This is a genomic window from Rhizobium freirei PRF 81, from assembly GCF_000359745.1.
GTDB lineage: Bacteria > Pseudomonadota > Alphaproteobacteria > Rhizobiales > Rhizobiaceae > Rhizobium > Rhizobium freirei.
Map to the genome: position 1 here is coordinate 173,569 of NZ_AQHN01000056.1, position 17,094 is coordinate 190,662.

21 protein-coding genes and 1 pseudogene are annotated in these 17,094 nt (G+C 61.0%); 14 read left to right on the plus strand and 8 right to left on the minus strand.

The features are described from left to right. The first annotated feature begins 1 nt into the window (after position 1). On the plus strand, positions 2–517 hold the full coding sequence (gene rcdA, locus RHSP_RS12810; RefSeq protein WP_004117396.1) for a protease adaptor protein RcdA: 516 nt from the start codon (positions 2–4) through the stop codon (positions 515–517). A 165-nt stretch (positions 518–682) separates the two neighbouring features. Here the strand turns inward: rcdA and rpmE are convergent, their stop codons facing one another. Next, positions 683–904, minus strand: coding sequence for a 50S ribosomal protein L31 (rpmE, locus tag RHSP_RS12815; RefSeq protein WP_004117397.1), 222 nt, complete (start codon positions 902–904; stop codon positions 683–685). Between the two features lie 175 nt (positions 905–1,079). Between rpmE and RHSP_RS12820 the strand changes: the two genes are divergently transcribed. Together RHSP_RS12820 and RHSP_RS12825 are read left to right on the plus strand one after the other, a co-directional pair. Further along, complete coding sequence (locus RHSP_RS12820) at positions 1,080–2,897, plus strand: ABC transporter transmembrane domain-containing protein (protein WP_420820093.1); 1,818 nt, start codon at positions 1,080–1,082, stop codon at positions 2,895–2,897. A gap of 108 nt (positions 2,898–3,005) precedes the next feature. Next, complete coding sequence (locus tag RHSP_RS12825; RefSeq protein ID WP_037151618.1) at positions 3,006–3,194, plus strand: YegP family protein; 189 nt, start codon at positions 3,006–3,008, stop codon at positions 3,192–3,194. A gap of 268 nt (positions 3,195–3,462) precedes the next feature. On the opposite strand, the gene RHSP_RS12830 is transcribed toward RHSP_RS12825, so the two are convergent. The 5 genes from RHSP_RS12830 to RHSP_RS12850 all read right to left on the minus strand — a co-directional run bounded on the left by RHSP_RS12830 (position 3,463) and on the right by RHSP_RS12850 (position 8,557). Further along, positions 3,463–4,494: a peptidoglycan -binding protein gene (locus RHSP_RS12830; protein ID WP_004117400.1), complete on the minus strand. Its 1,032-nt coding sequence runs from the start codon at positions 4,492–4,494 to the stop codon at positions 3,463–3,465. 3 nt (positions 4,495–4,497) lie between these two features. Further along, positions 4,498–5,541, minus strand: coding sequence for a hypothetical protein (locus RHSP_RS12835; protein WP_004117403.1), 1,044 nt, complete (start codon positions 5,539–5,541; stop codon positions 4,498–4,500). 133 nt (positions 5,542–5,674) lie between these two features. Next, the gene (locus RHSP_RS12840; RefSeq protein ID WP_004117405.1) at positions 5,675–6,475 is read right to left on the minus strand and encodes an inositol monophosphatase family protein; all 801 of its coding nucleotides are present in this window, start codon (positions 6,473–6,475) and stop codon (positions 5,675–5,677) included. Between the two features lie 192 nt (positions 6,476–6,667). After that, on the minus strand, positions 6,668–7,894 hold the full coding sequence (locus RHSP_RS12845) for a tetratricopeptide repeat protein (protein WP_004117407.1): 1,227 nt from the start codon (positions 7,892–7,894) through the stop codon (positions 6,668–6,670). A 9-nt stretch (positions 7,895–7,903) separates the two neighbouring features. Then, a complete protein-coding gene (locus RHSP_RS12850) occupies positions 7,904–8,557 on the minus strand; it encodes a thiamine phosphate synthase (protein ID WP_037151951.1) in 654 nt (217 codons plus the stop codon). A gap of 220 nt (positions 8,558–8,777) precedes the next feature. Here RHSP_RS12850 and RHSP_RS12855 point away from each other — a divergent pair, with 220 nt between their 5' ends. Beyond that, the gene (locus RHSP_RS12855; RefSeq protein ID WP_004117412.1) at positions 8,778–9,038 is read left to right on the plus strand and encodes an ArsR/SmtB family transcription factor; all 261 of its coding nucleotides are present in this window, start codon (positions 8,778–8,780) and stop codon (positions 9,036–9,038) included. Between the two features lie 250 nt (positions 9,039–9,288). Here RHSP_RS12855 and RHSP_RS33575 read toward each other — a convergent pair whose 3' ends face one another. Beyond that, the gene (locus tag RHSP_RS33575) at positions 9,289–9,462 is read right to left on the minus strand and encodes a YdcH family protein (protein ID WP_037151622.1); all 174 of its coding nucleotides are present in this window, start codon (positions 9,460–9,462) and stop codon (positions 9,289–9,291) included. Positions 9,463–9,693: 231 nt separating this feature from the next. On the opposite strand from RHSP_RS33575, the gene RHSP_RS12865 reads away from it, so the two are divergent. The 6 genes from RHSP_RS12865 (at position 9,694) to RHSP_RS12890 (ending at position 13,634) form a co-directional block, all read left to right on the plus strand. Continuing rightward, on the plus strand, positions 9,694–9,897 hold the full coding sequence (locus RHSP_RS12865) for a YdcH family protein (protein WP_037151625.1): 204 nt from the start codon (positions 9,694–9,696) through the stop codon (positions 9,895–9,897). A 19-nt stretch (positions 9,898–9,916) separates the two neighbouring features. Next, positions 9,917–10,411, plus strand: a complete 495-nt coding sequence (purE, locus tag RHSP_RS12870) for a 5-(carboxyamino)imidazole ribonucleotide mutase (protein ID WP_037151954.1) — start codon at positions 9,917–9,919, stop codon at positions 10,409–10,411. Then, positions 10,408–11,466 (plus strand): 5-(carboxyamino)imidazole ribonucleotide synthase, encoded by a 1,059-nt coding sequence (locus RHSP_RS12875; protein ID WP_037151627.1) that lies wholly within the window; start codon positions 10,408–10,410, stop codon positions 11,464–11,466. The genes purE and RHSP_RS12875 overlap by 4 nt, the downstream gene beginning before the upstream one ends. 152 nt (positions 11,467–11,618) lie before the next feature. Beyond that, positions 11,619–11,744 carry a type B 50S ribosomal protein L36 gene (ykgO, locus tag RHSP_RS12880; RefSeq protein WP_003582204.1) on the plus strand — a complete coding sequence of 42 codons (126 nt, stop codon included), beginning with the start codon at positions 11,619–11,621 and terminating at the stop codon, positions 11,742–11,744. 92 nt (positions 11,745–11,836) lie between these two features. Next, complete coding sequence (locus RHSP_RS12885; protein WP_004117418.1) at positions 11,837–12,475, plus strand: tetratricopeptide repeat protein; 639 nt, start codon at positions 11,837–11,839, stop codon at positions 12,473–12,475. 109 nt (positions 12,476–12,584) lie between these two features. Beyond that, the gene (locus RHSP_RS12890) at positions 12,585–13,634 is read left to right on the plus strand and encodes an alpha/beta fold hydrolase (RefSeq protein WP_037151956.1); all 1,050 of its coding nucleotides are present in this window, start codon (positions 12,585–12,587) and stop codon (positions 13,632–13,634) included. Here the strand turns inward: RHSP_RS12890 and RHSP_RS12895 are convergent. Next, entirely contained in the window at positions 13,613–14,554 is a 942-nt protein-coding gene (locus RHSP_RS12895) for a LysR substrate-binding domain-containing protein (protein ID WP_004117428.1), read from the minus strand. The genes RHSP_RS12890 and RHSP_RS12895 overlap by 22 nt on opposite strands. Before the next feature lie 110 nt (positions 14,555–14,664). Between RHSP_RS12895 and RHSP_RS12900 the strand changes: the two genes are divergently transcribed. The 4 genes and pseudogenes from RHSP_RS12900 (at position 14,665) to RHSP_RS12915 (ending at position 17,090) form a co-directional block, all read left to right on the plus strand. Next, a complete protein-coding gene (locus RHSP_RS12900; protein WP_004117431.1) occupies positions 14,665–15,057 on the plus strand; it encodes a tautomerase family protein in 393 nt (130 codons plus the stop codon). Positions 15,058–15,062: 5 nt separating this feature from the next. Further along, a pseudogene (locus RHSP_RS12905) lies at positions 15,063–15,453 on the plus strand (cupin domain-containing protein). A 3-nt stretch (positions 15,454–15,456) separates the two neighbouring features. Then, positions 15,457–16,029, plus strand: coding sequence for a DUF4865 family protein (locus tag RHSP_RS12910; protein WP_004117437.1), 573 nt, complete (start codon positions 15,457–15,459; stop codon positions 16,027–16,029). Between the two features lie 89 nt (positions 16,030–16,118). Next, complete coding sequence (locus tag RHSP_RS12915; protein WP_004117438.1) at positions 16,119–17,090, plus strand: threonine ammonia-lyase; 972 nt, start codon at positions 16,119–16,121, stop codon at positions 17,088–17,090. The last annotated feature ends 4 nt before the right edge of the window (positions 17,091–17,094 follow it).

The following is a 17,094-nucleotide window of genomic DNA, read 5'->3' on the forward strand; positions in this document are numbered from 1 at the left end:
GATGTCGGAACTTGGGTTGAACACGATCAGCTTTGCTGGCCATGCCGCATCGTCGGCGCAGTTCAGGGCACTGTATTCTGAAGGCATGTCGCTGGTGGAGGAAACCGCCGGTTATCTCGACGGACAGGGCCGCGCCGCTTCCAAGGTTCTGCCGCGCATGGCCTCTGTGCTTTACGCCGCCGAATCCATGCGGCTGACGACCCGTCTCATGCAGATGGCCTCCTGGCTGCTGCTGCAGCGCGCCGTCAACAATGGCGAAATGTCCCGCGACCAGGTGCTTGCCGAGAAGAACAAGGTTCGCCTCGACGGCTTCAACGTCGACCGTACCGCACCCGGCTGGAACGATCTGCCGGAATCCTTCCGCGACCTCGTTGAACGTTCCCTTCGGCTGCAGAACCGCGTCGCCCTGCTCGACCGCGAAATCTACCGACCGACGGAACCCGCAATCGTTCCGGACAACCAGAACAGCGTCAAGGCGCAGCTCACCCTGCTGCAGACGGCCTTCGGCAACAACTGAGCCGATCGCAACATCGATGACGGATTTGGACCGGCCGTGCCCCGCACGGCCGGTTTTGCGTTGAACCGCTATCGCAGCATTGTTTCAGCGCGGATCAAGCCGTCACGAAAATGCAAAAAAGCCCGGCAAACCGGGCTTTTTTCAAGAGATCGGATCGCGAAGCGATTAGATGCCGAGACCGCCGAAGCGCTTGTTGAACTTCGAAACGCGGCCAGCGCGGTCGAGCATCTGCTGGTTGCCGCCGGTCCAAGCCGGGTGGGACTTGCTGTCGATTTCGAGGTTCATGACAGCGCCTTCAGAACCCCAGGTCGAGCGGGTTTCGTATTCGGTGCCGTCGGTCATGACTACCTTGATGGTGTGGTAGTCGGGATGGATGTTCGCCTTCATAACAATCTTCCTGTCATGGCAGGGTCCATTTGTCGCAAGGCATTGCGGCAACCGAACCGATTGAATAAATGAAGCCGCAGTCCGGTTAGGCCACGGCTTCCAATTAAGATGGCGTGCCTATACATGAAGGCGGCAGGGATAACAAGGGGCGAAAACGTCAAGTCCCTTGCTGAATATGGGGATTGGAGACGACTTGTCGGAAATTGACCAGACAGACGGGAAGAGAAGCAGGTCTATCCGGCCCCTTGGGCGCCTCGCCCCCTACCTCAAGCGATATCGCGGCATGGTGGTCGGTGCAATCGTCGCGCTTGTCGTTGCCGCCGTCACCTCGCTCGCATTGCCGCTCGCCGTACGCCGGATGATCGATCACGGCTTCGATCAGGCCGACCGCGGCCTCATCGACAGCTATTTCATCGCCATCCTGACCATGGCGTTGATACTGGCTGCCGCGAGCGCACTGCGCTATTATTTCGTCATCACCATCGGCGAACGCATCGTCTCCGACATACGCCGCGAAGTTTTCGATCACGTCACGCGGCTCTCGCCTTCCTTCTTCGACGTCAATCAGTCCGGTGAGATCGTTTCGCGCCTGACGGCCGACACGACGCAGATCAAGTCGGCCGTCGGCGCGACAGCCTCGGTGGCGCTGCGCAACCTCATTCTCTGTCTCGGTGCCATGGTGATGATGATCATCACGAGCCCGAAACTGTCGAGCATCGTGCTGGTAGCAATTCCCGTTATCGTGCTGCCGCTGATGAGCTTCGGCCGCTCGGTGCGCAAACGCTCCCGCGCCGCGCAGGACAGGCTGGCCAACGCATCTGCCTATGCCAACGAGACCATTGCCGCCAGCCGCACGATACAGGCCTATAACGGCGAGGAAGCCGCCTCCCGGCATTACGGCACAGCGGTCGAAGACGCCTATCGGGCGGCGCGCGCGGCGATCAAATCCCGCTCGCTGCTGACGGGCTTTGCGATCGCCATGGTCTTCGGCAGCATCGTCGCCGTTCTTTGGGTCGGTGCGCAGAATGTGCTTGCCGGCACCATGTCGGCGGGAACGCTTGGTCAGTTCCTGCTCTACTCCGTCATCGCTGGCTCCTCGCTCGGCTCGCTGTCGGAAGTCTGGGGAGAGCTGTCGCAGGCCGCAGGTGCTGCCGACCGCCTTGGTGAACTCCTTGCGGAGGTATCGCCGATAACAGTGCCGGCCAATCCGGTCGCCTTGCCGAAGCCCGAAGGCCGGGTCGATTTCTCGGACGTCCATTTCTTCTATCCGTCGCGCCCCGGCAGGTCGGCCTTGCACGGGCTTTCCTTCTCGGTCAAACCGGGCGAAACGGTCGCAATCGTCGGTGCCTCGGGCACCGGCAAGAGCACCATCTTCTCGCTGCTGCTGCGTTTCTACGACCCGCAGCAGGGCAGCATCGCCGTCGATGGTGCCGATATCAGCCATGTTCTGCCGGAGGCGCTGCGGGAACGCATCGCCATCGTGCCCCAGGACACCACGATCTTTGCCGCCACGATCCACGACAACATCGCCTTCGGCCGTCCCGGCGCTTCCCGCGACGAAGTGCGCGCCGCCGCAATCGCCGCGCAGGCGGACGAGTTCATTTCCCGCCTGGAGCAGGGCTACGACACGCAGGTGGGCGAGCGCGGCGTGACGCTTTCCGGCGGCCAGCGCCAGCGCATCGCCATTGCCCGCGCTATCCTGAAGAATGCGCCGATCCTGCTGCTCGACGAAGCGACCTCCGCTCTCGATGCCGAGAGCGAAACGCTCGTTCAAAAGGCGCTGGAAGGCTTGATGGAGGCACGCACCACGCTTGTCATCGCTCATCGTCTCGCAACGGTGCTCAAAGCCGATCGCATTCTCGTACTGGATCAGGGCCGCATCGTCGAGGAAGGCACGCACCAGAGCCTGATCCGCCATGGCGGCATCTATGCGAAGCTCGCTCGCCTGCAGTTCGATGCCGGCATCGAGCAGCGGATGCTCATCGCAAAGTAGCGCGAACCGGGTCAAGTCGAGCCGCATACAACCATGTAGAAATGACATCGAAGTTGGGCTAGATTTTCAGCGTTATCCACGCTGACGCGATTCTAGGAGACGAGAACGATGTATAAATTTGAAGTCTACAAGGACAAAGCCGGCGAGTTTCGCTTCCGCTTCAAAGCCTCGAACGGCGAAATCATGTTCGGATCAGAAGGCTACAAGGCGAAGGCTTCGGCCCTGCATGCCATCGAATCGATCAAGGCCCACGTCGGCGGCGCCGCCATCGAAGACCAGACCACGGCTACCGCCTGAGACTTCGCGTCAAGCCTTTATTGCAAAGACCGGCCGGCCGCCCTTTGGTGCGCCGGCCGTTTTGTTTGTCAGGCGACAGATTTAGAGCATTTCCAGGAAAAGTGCGCTGCGGTTTTCCGTCCGGAATGCGTAAAGAAACAAGAAGATCGAGCGTTTTCGCGATTCGATGAAAAGCGGAAATGCTCTGGGAAAATTCCCCCCGCGCCCATCGGCTTTCGTCAACGAGATAGGATCGGAGTTGCAGTCGCGCCGCCGGAGCGCTGACGGATTATTTCTCCGTCAGCTTCAGCTCGATGCGGCGGTTGGTGGCACGGGCCTCCGGCGTATCGCCGGGTGCGATCGGCTGGAACTCGCCGAAGCCGGCGGCAACCAGCCTGTCGGAAGGAACACCCTGCCCGATCAGGAACTTGACGACGGCGATGGCGCGCGCCGACGATAGCGCCCAGTTGTCCGCATAGCGGCCACTGCCGGAGAGCGGCACATTGTCGGTATGACCGTCGACACGCAGCACCCAATTGATCTCCGGCGGGATTTCCTTGGCCAGATCGATCAATGCCGCGGCGAGCTTGGTCATTTCCGCCTGGCCGGCCGGATTGAGATCCGCAGCACCCGACGGGAACAACACTTCGGACTGGAAGACGAAACGGTCACCGACGATGCGGATATTGTCGCGATCCGAAAGAATCTCGCGCAGCCGGCCAAAGAAATCGGAGCGATAGCGGTTCAGTTCCTGCACACGCTGCGCCAGCGCCACGTTCAGCCGCCGCCCGAGATCGGCGATCTTGACCTGCGACGACTGATCCTTGGCCTCGGATGCCTGAAGCGCGGCCTCCACCGCAGCGATCTGGTTGCGCAGTGCGGCAATCTGCTGATTGAGGAGGTCGACCTGGCTGAGCGCCCGGGCACTTGCCTGCTTCTGCTCGTCAAGCTGCTGCGTCAGCGTGCCGACGCGCGTCTCGGCGGCCTGGCTGTTGCCGGAGCCTGCCGCAAGCAAGGCCTGCAGGCGCGATCGCTCGCTCTCGGCTGACGAAAGCGAGGCCTGCAGGTTGGCAACACTATCCTCGAGATCCTGCTTGCCGTTCTTCTCCAGCGCCAGCTGTTCCACCAGATCGTTGATGCGGCTGTTGAGGCGGTTGAGCACCTCGTCACGCCCGGAGATCTCACGGCTGAGAATAAACTGGCCGACGACGAAGACCGTCAGCAGGAACATGATGGCCATCAGCAGCGTCGACAGCGCATCGACAAAGCCAGGCCAATAATCGACGGTTCGCTGGTGACGTCGGTTGCGGGCGAGCCCCATGGATTACTTGCCCCCGGTCTTCTCGGCATGGCCGATGCGGTCGGCAAGGCGGTCGAGCGTCCGGCGCATCGATTTCGCCTCTTCCTGCTGCGCCTCGATCCAGTCGCGCAGCATCTGCTGCTCGTTGCGCATGTTCTTGACCAGCCCCTGAATGCCTTCGGCCAGGTTGGCCATCGCCGTCACCGAACGCTGGCCGCCGCCCTCGTCCGTGATCTTGCGCAGATAGTCCGACAGCGCACGCATGTCCTCCGACGAGGAGCCGGTTGCGGCATCGATGACGGGCGCAATGTCGGAACCGACATCCGTGACGGAGGAAAGCCAATTTTCAAGCTCGGTATAGAAGCGGTTCTGCGCGCGTCCTGCCTGCAGGTCGAGAAAGCCGAGGATCAGCGAGCCGGAAAGGCCGAGCAGCGAGGACGAGAAGGCCGTGCCCATGCCGACGAGCGGGCCTGAGAGGCCGGTTTTCAGTGCGCTCAGAATATCGCCGGTATCGCCGGTGCCGGCATCGAGGCCCTGGATGACGTCGTTGATTGAGCCGATCGTGCCGATCAGGCCCCAGAAAGTACCGAGCAGGCCGAGGAAGACGAGGAGGCCGATGAGATAGCGCGAGGTATCGCGCGATTCGTCGAGACGCGTGGCGATCGAGTCGAGAATGGAGCGTAGCGTCGCCGTGGAGAGCTGCATCGCGCGGCGATTGCCGAGCAGCGCCCGCATCGGCGCCAGCAGCCGCGGATTGCGGCCGACCTTGTCGGCATTGCCGACGGCGCGAAAATGATTGAACCAGCGAACTTCCGGCCGCAGCATCAGCACATGATTGAAAACCAGGAGGATGCCGACGGCGAGCACGCCAAGGATCAGGCCGTTTAGACCGGGATTGTGCAGGAATGCAACCTGAGCCTGCCGGAATAGGATGGCAACGATGAAGCCGACAATGATCAGAAAAAGGACCATCGTCCAGAAGAAAGCCATGGGGCTGGAGAGCTTGTAGGCGTAACCGCCCGACACGTTGTCGGTCGATCCCAGGTCCGCCAAATTCACATTTTCCATCATACGCTCCGCCACCGCATTCTCTGCAGCCGGAGACTAGATCAACATTGTGCCGAATTGAAGAGACGGAAAGCACAAAACCGCCCGTTGGCAACAGGCTGTTTTGTCGCGCAAAAAACTGGCGGAGACTAGCTTACTTCGTCGGGATCGGCCGCTTGACGACCTCGGCAAGCGCCTTCTGAATATGCTCATTGCCGCAAATGATCGAGCCGGTGTCGAGCATGTCGGTGCCGCCGTCGAAATCCGAGGCAAAGCCACCGGCTTCGCGGATGAGCAGAATGCCGGCAGCAATATCCCAGGCGGACAGGCCGGTTTCCCAGAAACCGTCGAAACGGCCGGCAGCGACATAGGCCAGATCGAGCGATGCCGAGCCGAGACGACGGACGCCGGCGACTTCCCCCATGACATGGCGCAGTTCAACGAGGAACTTGCCGTGATTGCCACGCCCGAGATTCGGAACGCCGCAGCCGATGACGCTGTCGGACAGCACGCGGCGCGAGGCGACGCGCAGGCGACGATCGTTGAGGAAGGCGCCGCCGCCGCGCTCTGCCGTGTAGAGTTCATCCGTCGCCGGATTGAAGGTAACGCCGGCAACGATTTCGCCGTTGCGCTCAAGGGCGATCGAGACCGCAAACAAGGGAATGCCGTGCAGGAAGTTGGTGGTGCCGTCGAGCGGATCGACGATCCAGCGATGCGCGCCGTCCGTACCCTTGATCTCCTCGCCCTCTTCGCCAAGGAAACCGTAGGTCGGGCGGGCCTTCATCAGTTCGTCGCGGATGATCTTCTGCGCCTTGATGTCGGCCTGACTGACGAAATCGCCGGGTCCCTTCACCGAAACCTGCAGGTTCTGCACTTCGCCGAAATCGCGGCTGAGCGACTTGCCGGCCTTAAGGGCAGCCTGAACCATAACATTGAGAAGAGCAGAACGGGCCATCGGGTTTCCTTGGGTAATGCAGAAGGTGCTGACCGGGCCCAAAATCGGACCCCGGCGGAGCGGAGCGTCAGCACGAATAAAAGATTGGCGGCCTCAAGACCATAAAATCGGGGGAATTTCAAGTGGCGAGGCGACCGCGCAGGCAAAGTGGCGCCATCAGGCCTATCATAAGGTGGGATTGCGGCCTGCCATCTACCGTACCCGTCGGTATTTGTTGGCAGCCTCGATGGCCGCTTTCTGCTGGAAGTCCTCGATGCCCTGGTAGAAATCCTCAAGCTGCGGATCTTTCAGGCCGGCCCGGCGCGATATGACATACCATGTCGCTGCCGCCACCGGATCCTGCTTCGTGCCGATAGCATTGATATAGAGATGCGCCAGCTTGTTTTGCGCGACGACATTGCCGCGATAAGCTGCGACCCGCATCCAGTTGAAGCCGTTTTCGAGATCTTGCTTGCCGGCCGTGCCGTTGATGAGCCAAAGGCCCATATCGAGTTGCGCTGTATCGAAACCGGCATTTGCGGCGCGCGACAGCCATTCCCGGGCGCGCGCCTTCTTTTCCGCCGGCAGATCCGGAAGATTGACGTAGAGCTGCGAGACCGCATATTGCGCGTCGGCAATGCCCTGCTCCGCGGATTTCTCATAATAAGGAAGCGCTATCTGCAACCCCTTCAATCCGGGGTTTTCGGCGGTGATCATCTGGGCCACGTTGAATTCGGCGGAGGGCTCTCCGGCGTCGGCGGCCTTCCGCATCCATTCATCCGCCTTTTTCTGATCGCGGGGAACGTCACGCCCCTCCATCAGGATCAGCGCGTATTTGAACATGGCGGTCTGATTACCGCCCTCGGCCGCCTTGCTGTACCAGAAAGCGGCGTCCTTGGTATCTCGTTTGACGCCAAGACCCTGCGTCATCAGCTCGGCAATCAGCGTCTGCGCCGCAGCATCGCCAAGCTGCGCTCGCGGCAAGGCTTTTTGAAAGGCGGTCAGATAGTAGCCGCGCTGGAAAGCGCCGAAGGCCTCGTCAATCTTGCCGGTGAAAGGCTTTTCCGGCGGCAGATCGGGCAGCTTCGCACCCATGCGCTCGAACACGCCCACGCCTGCCGAAGGCTTGACGTCGCTTTCGGCTTTGGGTTCGGCGCCTGGCTGGATCCTCTCGTTCTTGAAGCTGCCGGCATCGGCATCCAGCGGCCGCGTGACGATGCTATTGTTCTCTTGCGGCGCGCCCTTGTCCGTTACGGCCGAACCATCATCGGGCTGCGCGTTGTCTTCAGGCTGCGCACCTTTCTCGGCCTGCGTCGTGACGCCAGGCAGAGACGTATCGCCATTTCCCGATTGCGCCACGGCCAGCAACGGAAATGCCGCAAGCCCAATTGCGAGCGCGGCAAGAAAGGATCGATGGCAGAATCGTGGCTTTGGCGACATGAAACGCTATCAATCCTCAAACCGTGGCGCTTTTTCGTCGAGAAGCGCATTCACTTCGGCAACGACGGAAGGCGCGTTTGCGGGCTCGGCGAATACTGCCGCACGCAGCGCCACGAATTCGGCGCCCGTCAAGGCCACCTCCAGCGCCGATTTCACATCCGTCCCGCCCATGACGATGCAGGGGATCTCGATCATCGAGGCCCACCATTCGCCGAGCGCCAGATTCTTCGGATGCGCTTCGGGCTTGATATCGCCATCGAGCTTGCCGAAGAAGATATAGTCGGGCCGCAGCTCGCCAACCTCCAGAGCGCTGTGCCTTTCGGTAGCACCGCCGCCGCCGACGATCAGCTTCGGAACGAATTTCTCCACGGCATCAGCAAGCTCCGCGAGATTGCCAGTGATATGCAGCCCGTCGGCCTTCGCCCGCCCAGCCACGCGGCTGTCACCGGAGATAAGCGCTGCAGCACCGGCCGCCTGAACGATCGGCACCAGCTTTTCCGCATGCTTCTGAAACGCGCCGTCATCCAGCCCATACTGGGGAATGATCACCGAGGCGACATCGCCGCCCCTCAGCGCATCGGCAACGGCCTTCGCCTGTTCCTCGATATCGGCGATATCGGGGACGATGAGAACGAGGCGGCAACGATCTTCGGGCACGGTCATGCGAGCTTCCATGGTTTCGGCTTCCATCGTCAGCGACGGCTCACCGGTTCGATAGTCGTGAGTAAATCCGTTAGCCCTCTCTGACAAGGGGCAGCAATCGAAACGGGCACCGATGACGAAGGGTCCGCATGATCGGCGCCGCTGCCGTCGCTACTCCACAATATATCATGCAGCGCACAATTAGCTTGCCGCACCCAGGCGTTTGACGTAGCTTTTCGCCATGTCGACCATGGATCCTTTTGCAGCCATCGCGGACCCGAACCGGCGCTACCTGCTGGAGGAGTTGCGCCGCGCACCCAAGACGGTCAACGAACTGGCGCAGGGCCTGCCGATCAGCCGCCCGGCTGTCTCGCAGCATCTCAAGGCATTGCTCGACAGCAATCTCGTTTCCGTGACCAACGAAGGCACGAAACGCATATACGCGGTCAACAGCCGCGGCTTCGACAAGCTCAATCTATGGCTGGATCAATTCTGGGCCTGAAAGCCGGCCTCTCGCCTTCGTGATCTCTGGAAAATCGCGGAATTCGTTGGCAGATGTCGGCCAAGCTAACGGCGGCGGCATTTGCCGCATAAGATGGGAAAATTGCGCCAACCCCTACCCCTTACGATATGACGTTGGCGCATCCGCTTTTACGGGAGTGCTCACCCATCCTGGTTGCGAAATTGTTGGGATCTTGCGATCTGCCTCTTGCCGCCAATGATCGGTGTTTTTGATCTCTACAGGCGTTGCGTCAGTGAACCGACGAACGCAGACGTTGGATTTCGTCTTTGACCCGTAATTTCCTGCGTTTGATATCAGCAATCGTGATATCATTGATAGAGGGAGACGTCAGTGCCAGATGCAGCTCCTCCTCAAGAGCGACATGTTTCTTTTCGAGCGATTCAAGATGAGCTTGAACAGTCATATGACCCTTCCTTCCTCTTTAAGGGCCCCGACCATCCATTCGCCAGGGCTCTAGGTGTCAACCTTCCCACTGTGCCATAATATCGAGCCCTTGTCGAAGGCGAAAACGTGGCCTATAGGCGGCAAATTCGTGATGAAGGATAACTTCCCGTTATCGCCATTTGGTGATAGGAGCTTGCGGGATTTACAAGGCGGAAGGAATGCGATTCCGCGATATGCTGGGGAAATGAACATGGCCGATCAGGAACAGGCGGAAATCAGGCTGATCGTGGCGCGGCTGCGCCAGGAACACGAGGATTATGACGCCGCAATCAATGCCATGATCCAGACGGGCTGCGAGGCCCTTCGCATCCAGCGCATGAAGAAGAAGAAGCTCGTCATCAAGGACAAGCTCTCCAAGCTGGAAGACCAGATCATTCCCGACATCATAGCCTGAGGAGTATAACGCGACGATGATGACCGAAAGACCGCCCGTCGCCATCATCATGGGAAGCCAGTCCGACTGGGAAACCATGAAGAATGCCGCAGACACTCTGGAAGCCCTGGAGATCACTTATGATGCGCGCATCATCTCAGCGCATCGCACGCCCGACAGGCTCGTGAGTTTCGCCAAGGGCGCAAGGGACGAAGGCTTCAAGGTCATCATTGCCGGCGCCGGCGGCGCGGCCCACCTTCCAGGCATGGCCGCATCCATGACGCCGCTGCCGGTCTTCGGCGTGCCGGTACAATCGCGTGCGCTCTCCGGACAGGACAGCCTGCTCTCCATCGTGCAGATGCCGGCCGGTATCCCCGTCGGAACATTGGCGATCGGCAAGGCCGGCGCGGTGAATGCCGCCCTTCTTGCCGCCGCAGTCCTGGCGCTCAGCGACGAAGAGATTGCCGACCGGCTCGACGAGTGGCGCGCGCGACAGAGCGCCGGCGTTGCCGAATATCCGATGGACGACCTATGACCGAAAAGACGATCGGCATCATCGGCGGCGGCCAGCTCGGCCGCATGCTCGCCATGGCGGCTGCTCGCCTGAATTTCCGCACCATCATCCTCGAACCGCAGGCCGATTGTCCAGCAGCGCAGGTCGCCAGCGAGCAGATCGCCGCCGCCTATGACGATGCGGCCGCCCTTGCCGATCTGGCGAAACGCTGCGATGTCGTGACATACGAATTCGAGAACGTTCCGGTCCATGCTGCCGAGAAGCTCGCCAAGGATGTCGACGTCTATCCGCCGCCAAAAGCGCTCGAGATGGCGCAAGACCGGCTGACCGAGAAGCGCTTCATCAATGATTGCGGCATTCCGACGGCCCGCTTCCGTGCTGTCGACAGTCAAGCCGATCTCGAAGCAGCCCTTGCCGATTTCGGCGGCAAGGGCGTACTGAAGACCCGGCGCCTCGGTTATGACGGCAAGGGCCAGCGCGTCTACCGCTCCGCCGCGGACAGCGCCGATGGCGGCTATGCGGCCTTGGGCAGCGTACCGCTTATTCTCGAAAGCTTCGTATCCTTCGAGCGCGAGATTTCGATTATTGCGGCACGCGGCATCGACGGAACGGTCGCCTGCTATGATCCGGCTGAAAACGTCCATCGCGACGGTATCCTCCATACGTCTACGCTGCCGGCAAGAATTTCGGAGCAGACGACCGCGGCTGCCTTCATGGCCGCGGAAAAGATCCTGACGGCGCTCGGCTATGTCGGGGTGATCGGCATCGAGTTCTTCGTGCTCTCCGACGGTAGCCTGATCGCCAATGAAATGGCGCCGCGCGTGCACAATTCCGGCCACTGGACGGAAGCTGCCTGCATCATCTCGCAATTCGAGCAGCATGTCCGTGCAGTCGCCGGCCTGCCGCTCGGAAATCCTGAGCGCCATTCGGATTGTGTCATGACGAATCTGATCGGAGACGATATTCTGGCATTGCCGGAATGGCTGCGCCTTGACGATGCACTGGTGCACCTTTACGGCAAGAGCGAAGCGCGCCCCGGCCGCAAAATGGGCCATGTTACGCAGCTTCTCCGCTAAGAGCGGTGGGAAAAAGCCCCTGACATGGTTGACAGGGCACAGGCGACAGGGTATTTGCTCCCCACCCTAAAGAGCGCGCCCTGAGCGCGCTTTTGATTGTTAAAGACACGGGCGAATGTGACATTCCCCCTCGAACATCGCGGATCAGAAAAATGAAGATCAAGAATTCGCTCAAGTCGCTCAAGGCGCGCCACCGTGACAACCGTCTCGTCCGCCGCAAGGGCCGCATCTACATCATCAACAAGCTGAACCCGCGCTACAAGGCTCGTCAGGGCTGATATAGCGCGCAGCTCCCGTCTTATGGATAGGGCGCTCAGTTTTAGTTGATCGCATCAAATTTGTTTTTGATCTTCGACATTGGCGGGCTACTATGCCCGCCATGCGCGTTTTAGCTTTGTCATATCTAGCCCTGCCGATTCTGCTTGCTCTGGCTGTCTCCCCACCCCTTGTGGCGCTGGCGGATCAGCCGGCCGATCTGGAAAAGAAGGATCCGGGAGCTCCGGGTGCGTCCTCCGGCAGCCTCTCGCCCAAACAGCAGCTCGACAATCTGTTCACGGCGCTAAAGCGTCAGCGCGATCCCGATCAGGCGGCATTGATCGCAGATCAGATCAATGCCCAGCTCAACGATTCCGGCAGCGCGACGATCAATCTCCTGATGCAATGGGCCGACAAGGCTATCCTGGACAAGCGCAGCGCCGCTGCCATGGACTATCTGGATCAGGTCATCTCGCTAAAACCAGACTACCCCGAAGGCTGGAACAGGCGCGCGACGCTGAATTTCGCGATCGGCGACTACCGCAAGTCGATGGAAGACATCAATCAGGTCCTGCGCATCGAGCCACGCCATTTCGGCGCTCTGGCCGGCATGGCGACGTTGCTGACCGAACGCGGCAACGATGCGCTTGCCCTGAAAGCCTGGGAGCGCTTCCTCGAGATCTATCCGGCGAATCGCTCGGCACAGGAAGAGGCAAGCAAGCTTTCGGAGAAGATTGCCGGCAGCCGTACCTGATCCGATGGCAAGGCGAGATTATCTTTCGTGGCGGAAACCACCTCCCAAGGGATGAAACGCCGCAATGCTGCACTAGATTAGTGGTTTGCGATATTTGATCCGTGCCGCGATGATCGATTCTCTACTCGCCACCGTCATTACGTTTGTCGTCTTTGCTGCGGGCTTTTCCGCCTACAAGACCCGTGCCATAGAGCAGGCCTATCCCAATATCGGCGAGCTGACTGATATCGGCGGCTATCGTCTGAACGCCGTGCATCTGCCGCGCCCGGCAACTGCGGATCTCCCCCCATTGGTCTTCATCCATGGCGCCAGCGGCAATCTGCGCGATCAGTTCGAAGCCTTTGCGGTGCCTTTAAGCGGCCGCGCCGAAATGCTCTTCGTCGACCGTCCCGGTCACGGCTATTCCGAGCGCGGAACGGCTGAAAACGCCCTTCCCTCCGGCCAGGCCGATGCCATCGCCAGACTGATGGACAAGCGCGGCATCAAGAGCGCCATTATTATCGGCCACTCTTTCGGCGGCGCGATTGCCGCCGCTTTCGGCATGCGCCATCCTGAAAAGACCGAGGGGTTGCTGTTTCTGGCGCCTGCCACCCATCCCTGGCCCGGCGGCGTCGATTGGTATTATACGCTCGCCGCCATGCCGGTCCTCGGCTGGCTCTTCACGCATCTATTCGTCATTCCGCTCGGCCTGCGCAGGGTCGAGACCGGCACGCTCAGCATCTTCCGTCCGAATGCGCGGCCCGCAGACTATATCGTGAAGACGGCGCCGGAACTGGTGCTGCGGCCCCACACCTTCCGCAACAACGCCACCGATGTCGTCAACCTGTTTGCCTATGTCTCCGCCCACGCGCCGCGCTACAAGGAGATCAAGGCACCCACCGTCATCATCACCGGCGACAGTGACGATGTCGTGCTGGAGGAATTGCACTCACGCGGCCTGGCTCGGGATATCCCCGGCGCCGAACTCGTCACCATCGGCAATCTCGGCCATAAGCCCGACTACGTGACGACGGATGTGGCGATCGCAGCCGTCGAACGGCTTGCAGGTCAGCCACGCGACCTGCAAATGCTTGCGGTACAGGCCGAAGTCCGCATCGCCAACCTCGGCAGCGACGGTTCCGGGCGGCAATCCTCATCTCAGGCCGTGACGACGTCGTAGTCAGACGCATCCTCGAATATCCGGCTCTGCGGCACGGCCTCGACCGCCTGCCGCACAGCCTGCAGCATGATCGATGCCAATCGCTCCGTCGCCGGGCTCGCCTCCGCCACGGCGCGATGCAATACGAGATCCAGCTTCGGCAAGGCCGGCAGACCTGCCTCGCCCGGCGTCAGCTGCCGCACCTTCTGCGGCAGGCCGAGCGGCGTGCGCAGCGCCAGACCGAGGCCCGCCGCCGTTGCCGCCCAAAGTCCTCCGAGGCTCGGGCTGACGAAGGATATCCGCCAGCCGATACCGGCGCGATCGAGCGTCTTGGTGGCGATGTTTCGCAGCAGGCATGGCGCCTCGAGCGAGGCCAGAGGCATGGCCTCGCCGCTGTCGGCATGCCACTGCACCGCGCCATTTGCCGGACCAACCCAGCAGATCGGCACCTCGGCGATACGATCCGTATACTCGGTACGGAAGCCGTCGCTCCAGGCAAGCGCCAGATCAAGCTTGCCCGACGTCACCCGCTCGACCAGCTCTGTGTTGCGCACGACGCGCGCCTCGATGCGTACCTTTGGATGCGCCCGCGCGAAACGCCCAAGCACGTCGGGCAGCAGCGTTTCGCCAAAATCCTCCTGCAATCCCAGGCGCACCCAACCTTCAAGCTCGGTCCCGTGCAGCGCGGTAGCCGCCTCGTCATTCAAATCAAGCAGACGTCTGGCGTAGCCAAGCATGGTCTCGCCGGCATCGGTGAGCGCCAGCCCTCGGCCCGCCTTGCGGAAGATGGGCGTCCTCGCCTGCTCTTCCAGCTTCTTGAGCTGAGCGCTGATAGCGGAGGTCGAGCGCCCGAGCCGGTCTGCCGCCTTGGCATAGCTGCCGAGATCCATGCCGGTGACGAAGCTGCGCAGCACATCAAGATCGAAGATAATCTTCCGCATGGATAACCATCCATATTTTTAGGATTATAAGTCCAGAATTATCTGGTTTTCGGGATGATTATCTGCTGGCATTCTATGATCGTCAAGAGACACGGAAACAGGAGCATTCCATGCCATTCACCCGCATCACCCTTCTGCGCGGCAAGTCGCCGGAATATCTCAAGGCACTGTCGGACAATTTCCACCACGCTCTGGTCGAGGCTTTCGACGTGCCACCCACCGATCGCTTCCAGGCCATTCATCAGCTGGAGCCGCATGAACTCGTCTTCGACCGGACTTATTTCGCCAGCACCGCACGCTCGGACAATTACGTCTTCTTCGATGTCACCATCGGCAAGCCGCGCAGCACGGAAGTGAAGAAAACCTTTTATCGCCGGGTCGCCGAACTTCTGGGCGACGCTCCTGGCGTCCGCCCAGAAGACATCATGATCACCATCACGACGGCGACCCGCGAGGACTGGTCTTTTGCCGACGGTCGCGCGCAGATGATTGAACAGGTCTGAGAGCGATGCCTCAGACCACAGCAACCCAGTCGCCCGCCATTCACCGTGCCGGCACCAACATGCGTCAATCGCCCGAGGGCATCGCCACTGCCCCTTTCCTGGTGGAGTCACTCGTCGAGAGCAATGAGAACGGCGGCTTGACTGCAATGCGCTGCGCGCTTGAGCCAGGCGTCATGACGCGCTGGCACACGCATCCGCACGGACAGATCCTTTACGTCCTGTCCGGCGTCGGACTTGCCGAACGCTTCGGCAGCCCGGCCGAAGAGCTGCGCGCCGGCGATTGCATCAGCTTCGCACGGAACGAAACCCATCGGCACGGCGCCGGAGAACGCCTTTTCCTATATCAGCATCCAGGCGGCGCAGGATGGAAGCGCCGTCACCTGGCTGGAGGAATGACCAATGATCGCCATGCAATATAACTTCCCCCTTCCGGCGGATTACGACATGGCGATCATCGATCGCCGCATCCGCGAAAAAGGTCCCCTGCTCGACAATCTCCCGGGCTTGAAGTTCAAGGCCTACTTGACGGCGAGAAAGGGCGACGCCGTCACGGGGAGCCGGCAGAACTTCTATTCCCCCTTCTACGTCTGGCAGCAGGAAGAGGGTCTGAGCGACTTCGTCTGCGGTCCCGGCTTCCAGGCTTTGACCGAGAATTTCGGCCGTCCCCAGGTCAATAGCTGGATCGTCTGGCACGCAGATACCTCCAAGGATATTCGCAACACCAAATTTGCCACGCGCGAGGTGATCGCGATCAACGCCGAAACGTCGCTCGCTGAACTCCGCGCAAACGAGACCGAGGCGGCAGCGCAGGCCATATCCGATGGTGAAGCGCTGGCATCGGTGGTCGCCTTCGAGCCGACGCACTGGACCCTGGTGCGCTTCCGCCTGCTGGCTGAACCACCGAAGGACCCGGCAAGATCCAGCCTGCAGATCTATAACGTCGGGCATCTCTCGCTGCCGGGCGTTGGCTGAAGTGTCATGGAGACAATCTCCTTGTTTCAAAGGAGAGGCGGGCGCTCTATGGATCGAAAGTCTTTCTGAATCAGAAGAGTGATCGCTCCATGGTCGATATCGCAATGATCGAAGCCGCCCGCACGCGCCTCGGCGGTCGGGCGCGCCGCACGCCGCTCCTCTCCTCGCCCTTTCTCGATGAAATTGCAGGCCGCCGCCTCTTCGTGAAGGCCGAGTGCCTGCAGCATTCCGGCTCCTTCAAGTTTCGTGGCGGCTGGTCGGCTGTCTCGGCTCTGGAGCCGACCGTACGGGCCAGGGGCGTCATCGCCTTCTCCTCCGGCAATCACGCGCAAGGCGTGGCGCTGGCTGCAAAGCTGCATGGCGTCCCCGCCGTTATCATCATGCCGACGGACGCCCCGAAGCTTAAGATCGCCAATACCCGCGCCTTCGGCGCGGAAGTCGTGCTCTATGATCGCGTCAAGGAAGATCGCGACGAGATCGGCGCACGCATTTCCAAGGAACGTGGCCTGACGCTCATCAGGCCCTTCGACGAGCCGCAAGTGATCGCCGGCCAGGGAACGACGGGGCTCGAAATCGCCGAACAGGCTGCCGAGGAAGGTATCGAGGCCGCAAGCGTGCTCGTTCCCTGCGGCGGCGGTGGCCTGACCTCCGGCATCGCTCTGGCACTCGAATCCCGAGCACCGGGCCTGAAAGTGCATCCATGCGAACCGGAAAATTTCGACGACACCGCCCGTTCGCTGGCCGCCGGCAAAATCGAGCGCAATGCCGCGCTGCAAGGCTCGATCTGCGACGCCATCATCACGCCGCAGCCGGGCAACATCACTTTCCCGATCCTGAAGCGCCTCTGCGGCCCCGGCCTCGTCGTCACCGACGAGGAAGCGCAGAAGGCCATGGCTCTCGCCTTCACCCGCCTGAAGATTGTCGTGGAGCCCGGCGGCGCCGTTGCACTGGCCGCAGCGCTCTTCCACGGCAGGGATATTGGCGGCGATGCGGTGATTGCAGTCACCTCTGGCGGCAATGTCGACCAGGATGTCTTCGAGGCGGCACTGAACCGCCGCTAAATTC

What these genes read in the sequence shown, in the direction of transcription:
- rcdA (WP_004117396.1), top strand. Translation starts at nt 2, where the DNA reads ATGTCGGAACTTGGGTTGAACACGATCAGCTTTGCTGGCCATGCCGCA.
- rpmE (WP_004117397.1), bottom strand. Translation starts at nt 904, where the DNA reads ATGAAGGCGAACATCCATCCCGACTACCACACCATCAAGGTAGTCATG.
- RHSP_RS12820 (WP_420820093.1), top strand. Translation starts at nt 1,080, where the DNA reads ATGGGGATTGGAGACGACTTGTCGGAAATTGACCAGACAGACGGGAAG.
- RHSP_RS12825 (WP_037151618.1), top strand. Translation starts at nt 3,006, where the DNA reads ATGTATAAATTTGAAGTCTACAAGGACAAAGCCGGCGAGTTTCGCTTC.
- RHSP_RS12830 (WP_004117400.1), bottom strand. Translation starts at nt 4,494, where the DNA reads ATGGGGCTCGCCCGCAACCGACGTCACCAGCGAACCGTCGATTATTGG.
- RHSP_RS12835 (WP_004117403.1), bottom strand. Translation starts at nt 5,541, where the DNA reads ATGGAAAATGTGAATTTGGCGGACCTGGGATCGACCGACAACGTGTCG.
- RHSP_RS12840 (WP_004117405.1), bottom strand. Translation starts at nt 6,475, where the DNA reads ATGGCCCGTTCTGCTCTTCTCAATGTTATGGTTCAGGCTGCCCTTAAG.
- RHSP_RS12845 (WP_004117407.1), bottom strand. Translation starts at nt 7,894, where the DNA reads ATGTCGCCAAAGCCACGATTCTGCCATCGATCCTTTCTTGCCGCGCTC.
- RHSP_RS12850 (WP_037151951.1), bottom strand. Translation starts at nt 8,557, where the DNA reads ATGACCGTGCCCGAAGATCGTTGCCGCCTCGTTCTCATCGTCCCCGAT.
- RHSP_RS12855 (WP_004117412.1), top strand. Translation starts at nt 8,778, where the DNA reads ATGTCGACCATGGATCCTTTTGCAGCCATCGCGGACCCGAACCGGCGC.
- RHSP_RS33575 (WP_037151622.1), bottom strand. Translation starts at nt 9,462, where the DNA reads ATGACTGTTCAAGCTCATCTTGAATCGCTCGAAAAGAAACATGTCGCT.
- RHSP_RS12865 (WP_037151625.1), top strand. Translation starts at nt 9,694, where the DNA reads ATGGCCGATCAGGAACAGGCGGAAATCAGGCTGATCGTGGCGCGGCTG.
- purE (WP_037151954.1), top strand. Translation starts at nt 9,917, where the DNA reads ATGACCGAAAGACCGCCCGTCGCCATCATCATGGGAAGCCAGTCCGAC.
- RHSP_RS12875 (WP_037151627.1), top strand. Translation starts at nt 10,408, where the DNA reads ATGACCGAAAAGACGATCGGCATCATCGGCGGCGGCCAGCTCGGCCGC.
- ykgO (WP_003582204.1), top strand. Translation starts at nt 11,619, where the DNA reads ATGAAGATCAAGAATTCGCTCAAGTCGCTCAAGGCGCGCCACCGTGAC.
- RHSP_RS12885 (WP_004117418.1), top strand. Translation starts at nt 11,837, where the DNA reads ATGCCCGCCATGCGCGTTTTAGCTTTGTCATATCTAGCCCTGCCGATT.
- RHSP_RS12890 (WP_037151956.1), top strand. Translation starts at nt 12,585, where the DNA reads ATGATCGATTCTCTACTCGCCACCGTCATTACGTTTGTCGTCTTTGCT.
- RHSP_RS12895 (WP_004117428.1), bottom strand. Translation starts at nt 14,554, where the DNA reads ATGCGGAAGATTATCTTCGATCTTGATGTGCTGCGCAGCTTCGTCACC.
- RHSP_RS12900 (WP_004117431.1), top strand. Translation starts at nt 14,665, where the DNA reads ATGCCATTCACCCGCATCACCCTTCTGCGCGGCAAGTCGCCGGAATAT.
- RHSP_RS12910 (WP_004117437.1), top strand. Translation starts at nt 15,457, where the DNA reads ATGATCGCCATGCAATATAACTTCCCCCTTCCGGCGGATTACGACATG.
- RHSP_RS12915 (WP_004117438.1), top strand. Translation starts at nt 16,119, where the DNA reads ATGGTCGATATCGCAATGATCGAAGCCGCCCGCACGCGCCTCGGCGGT.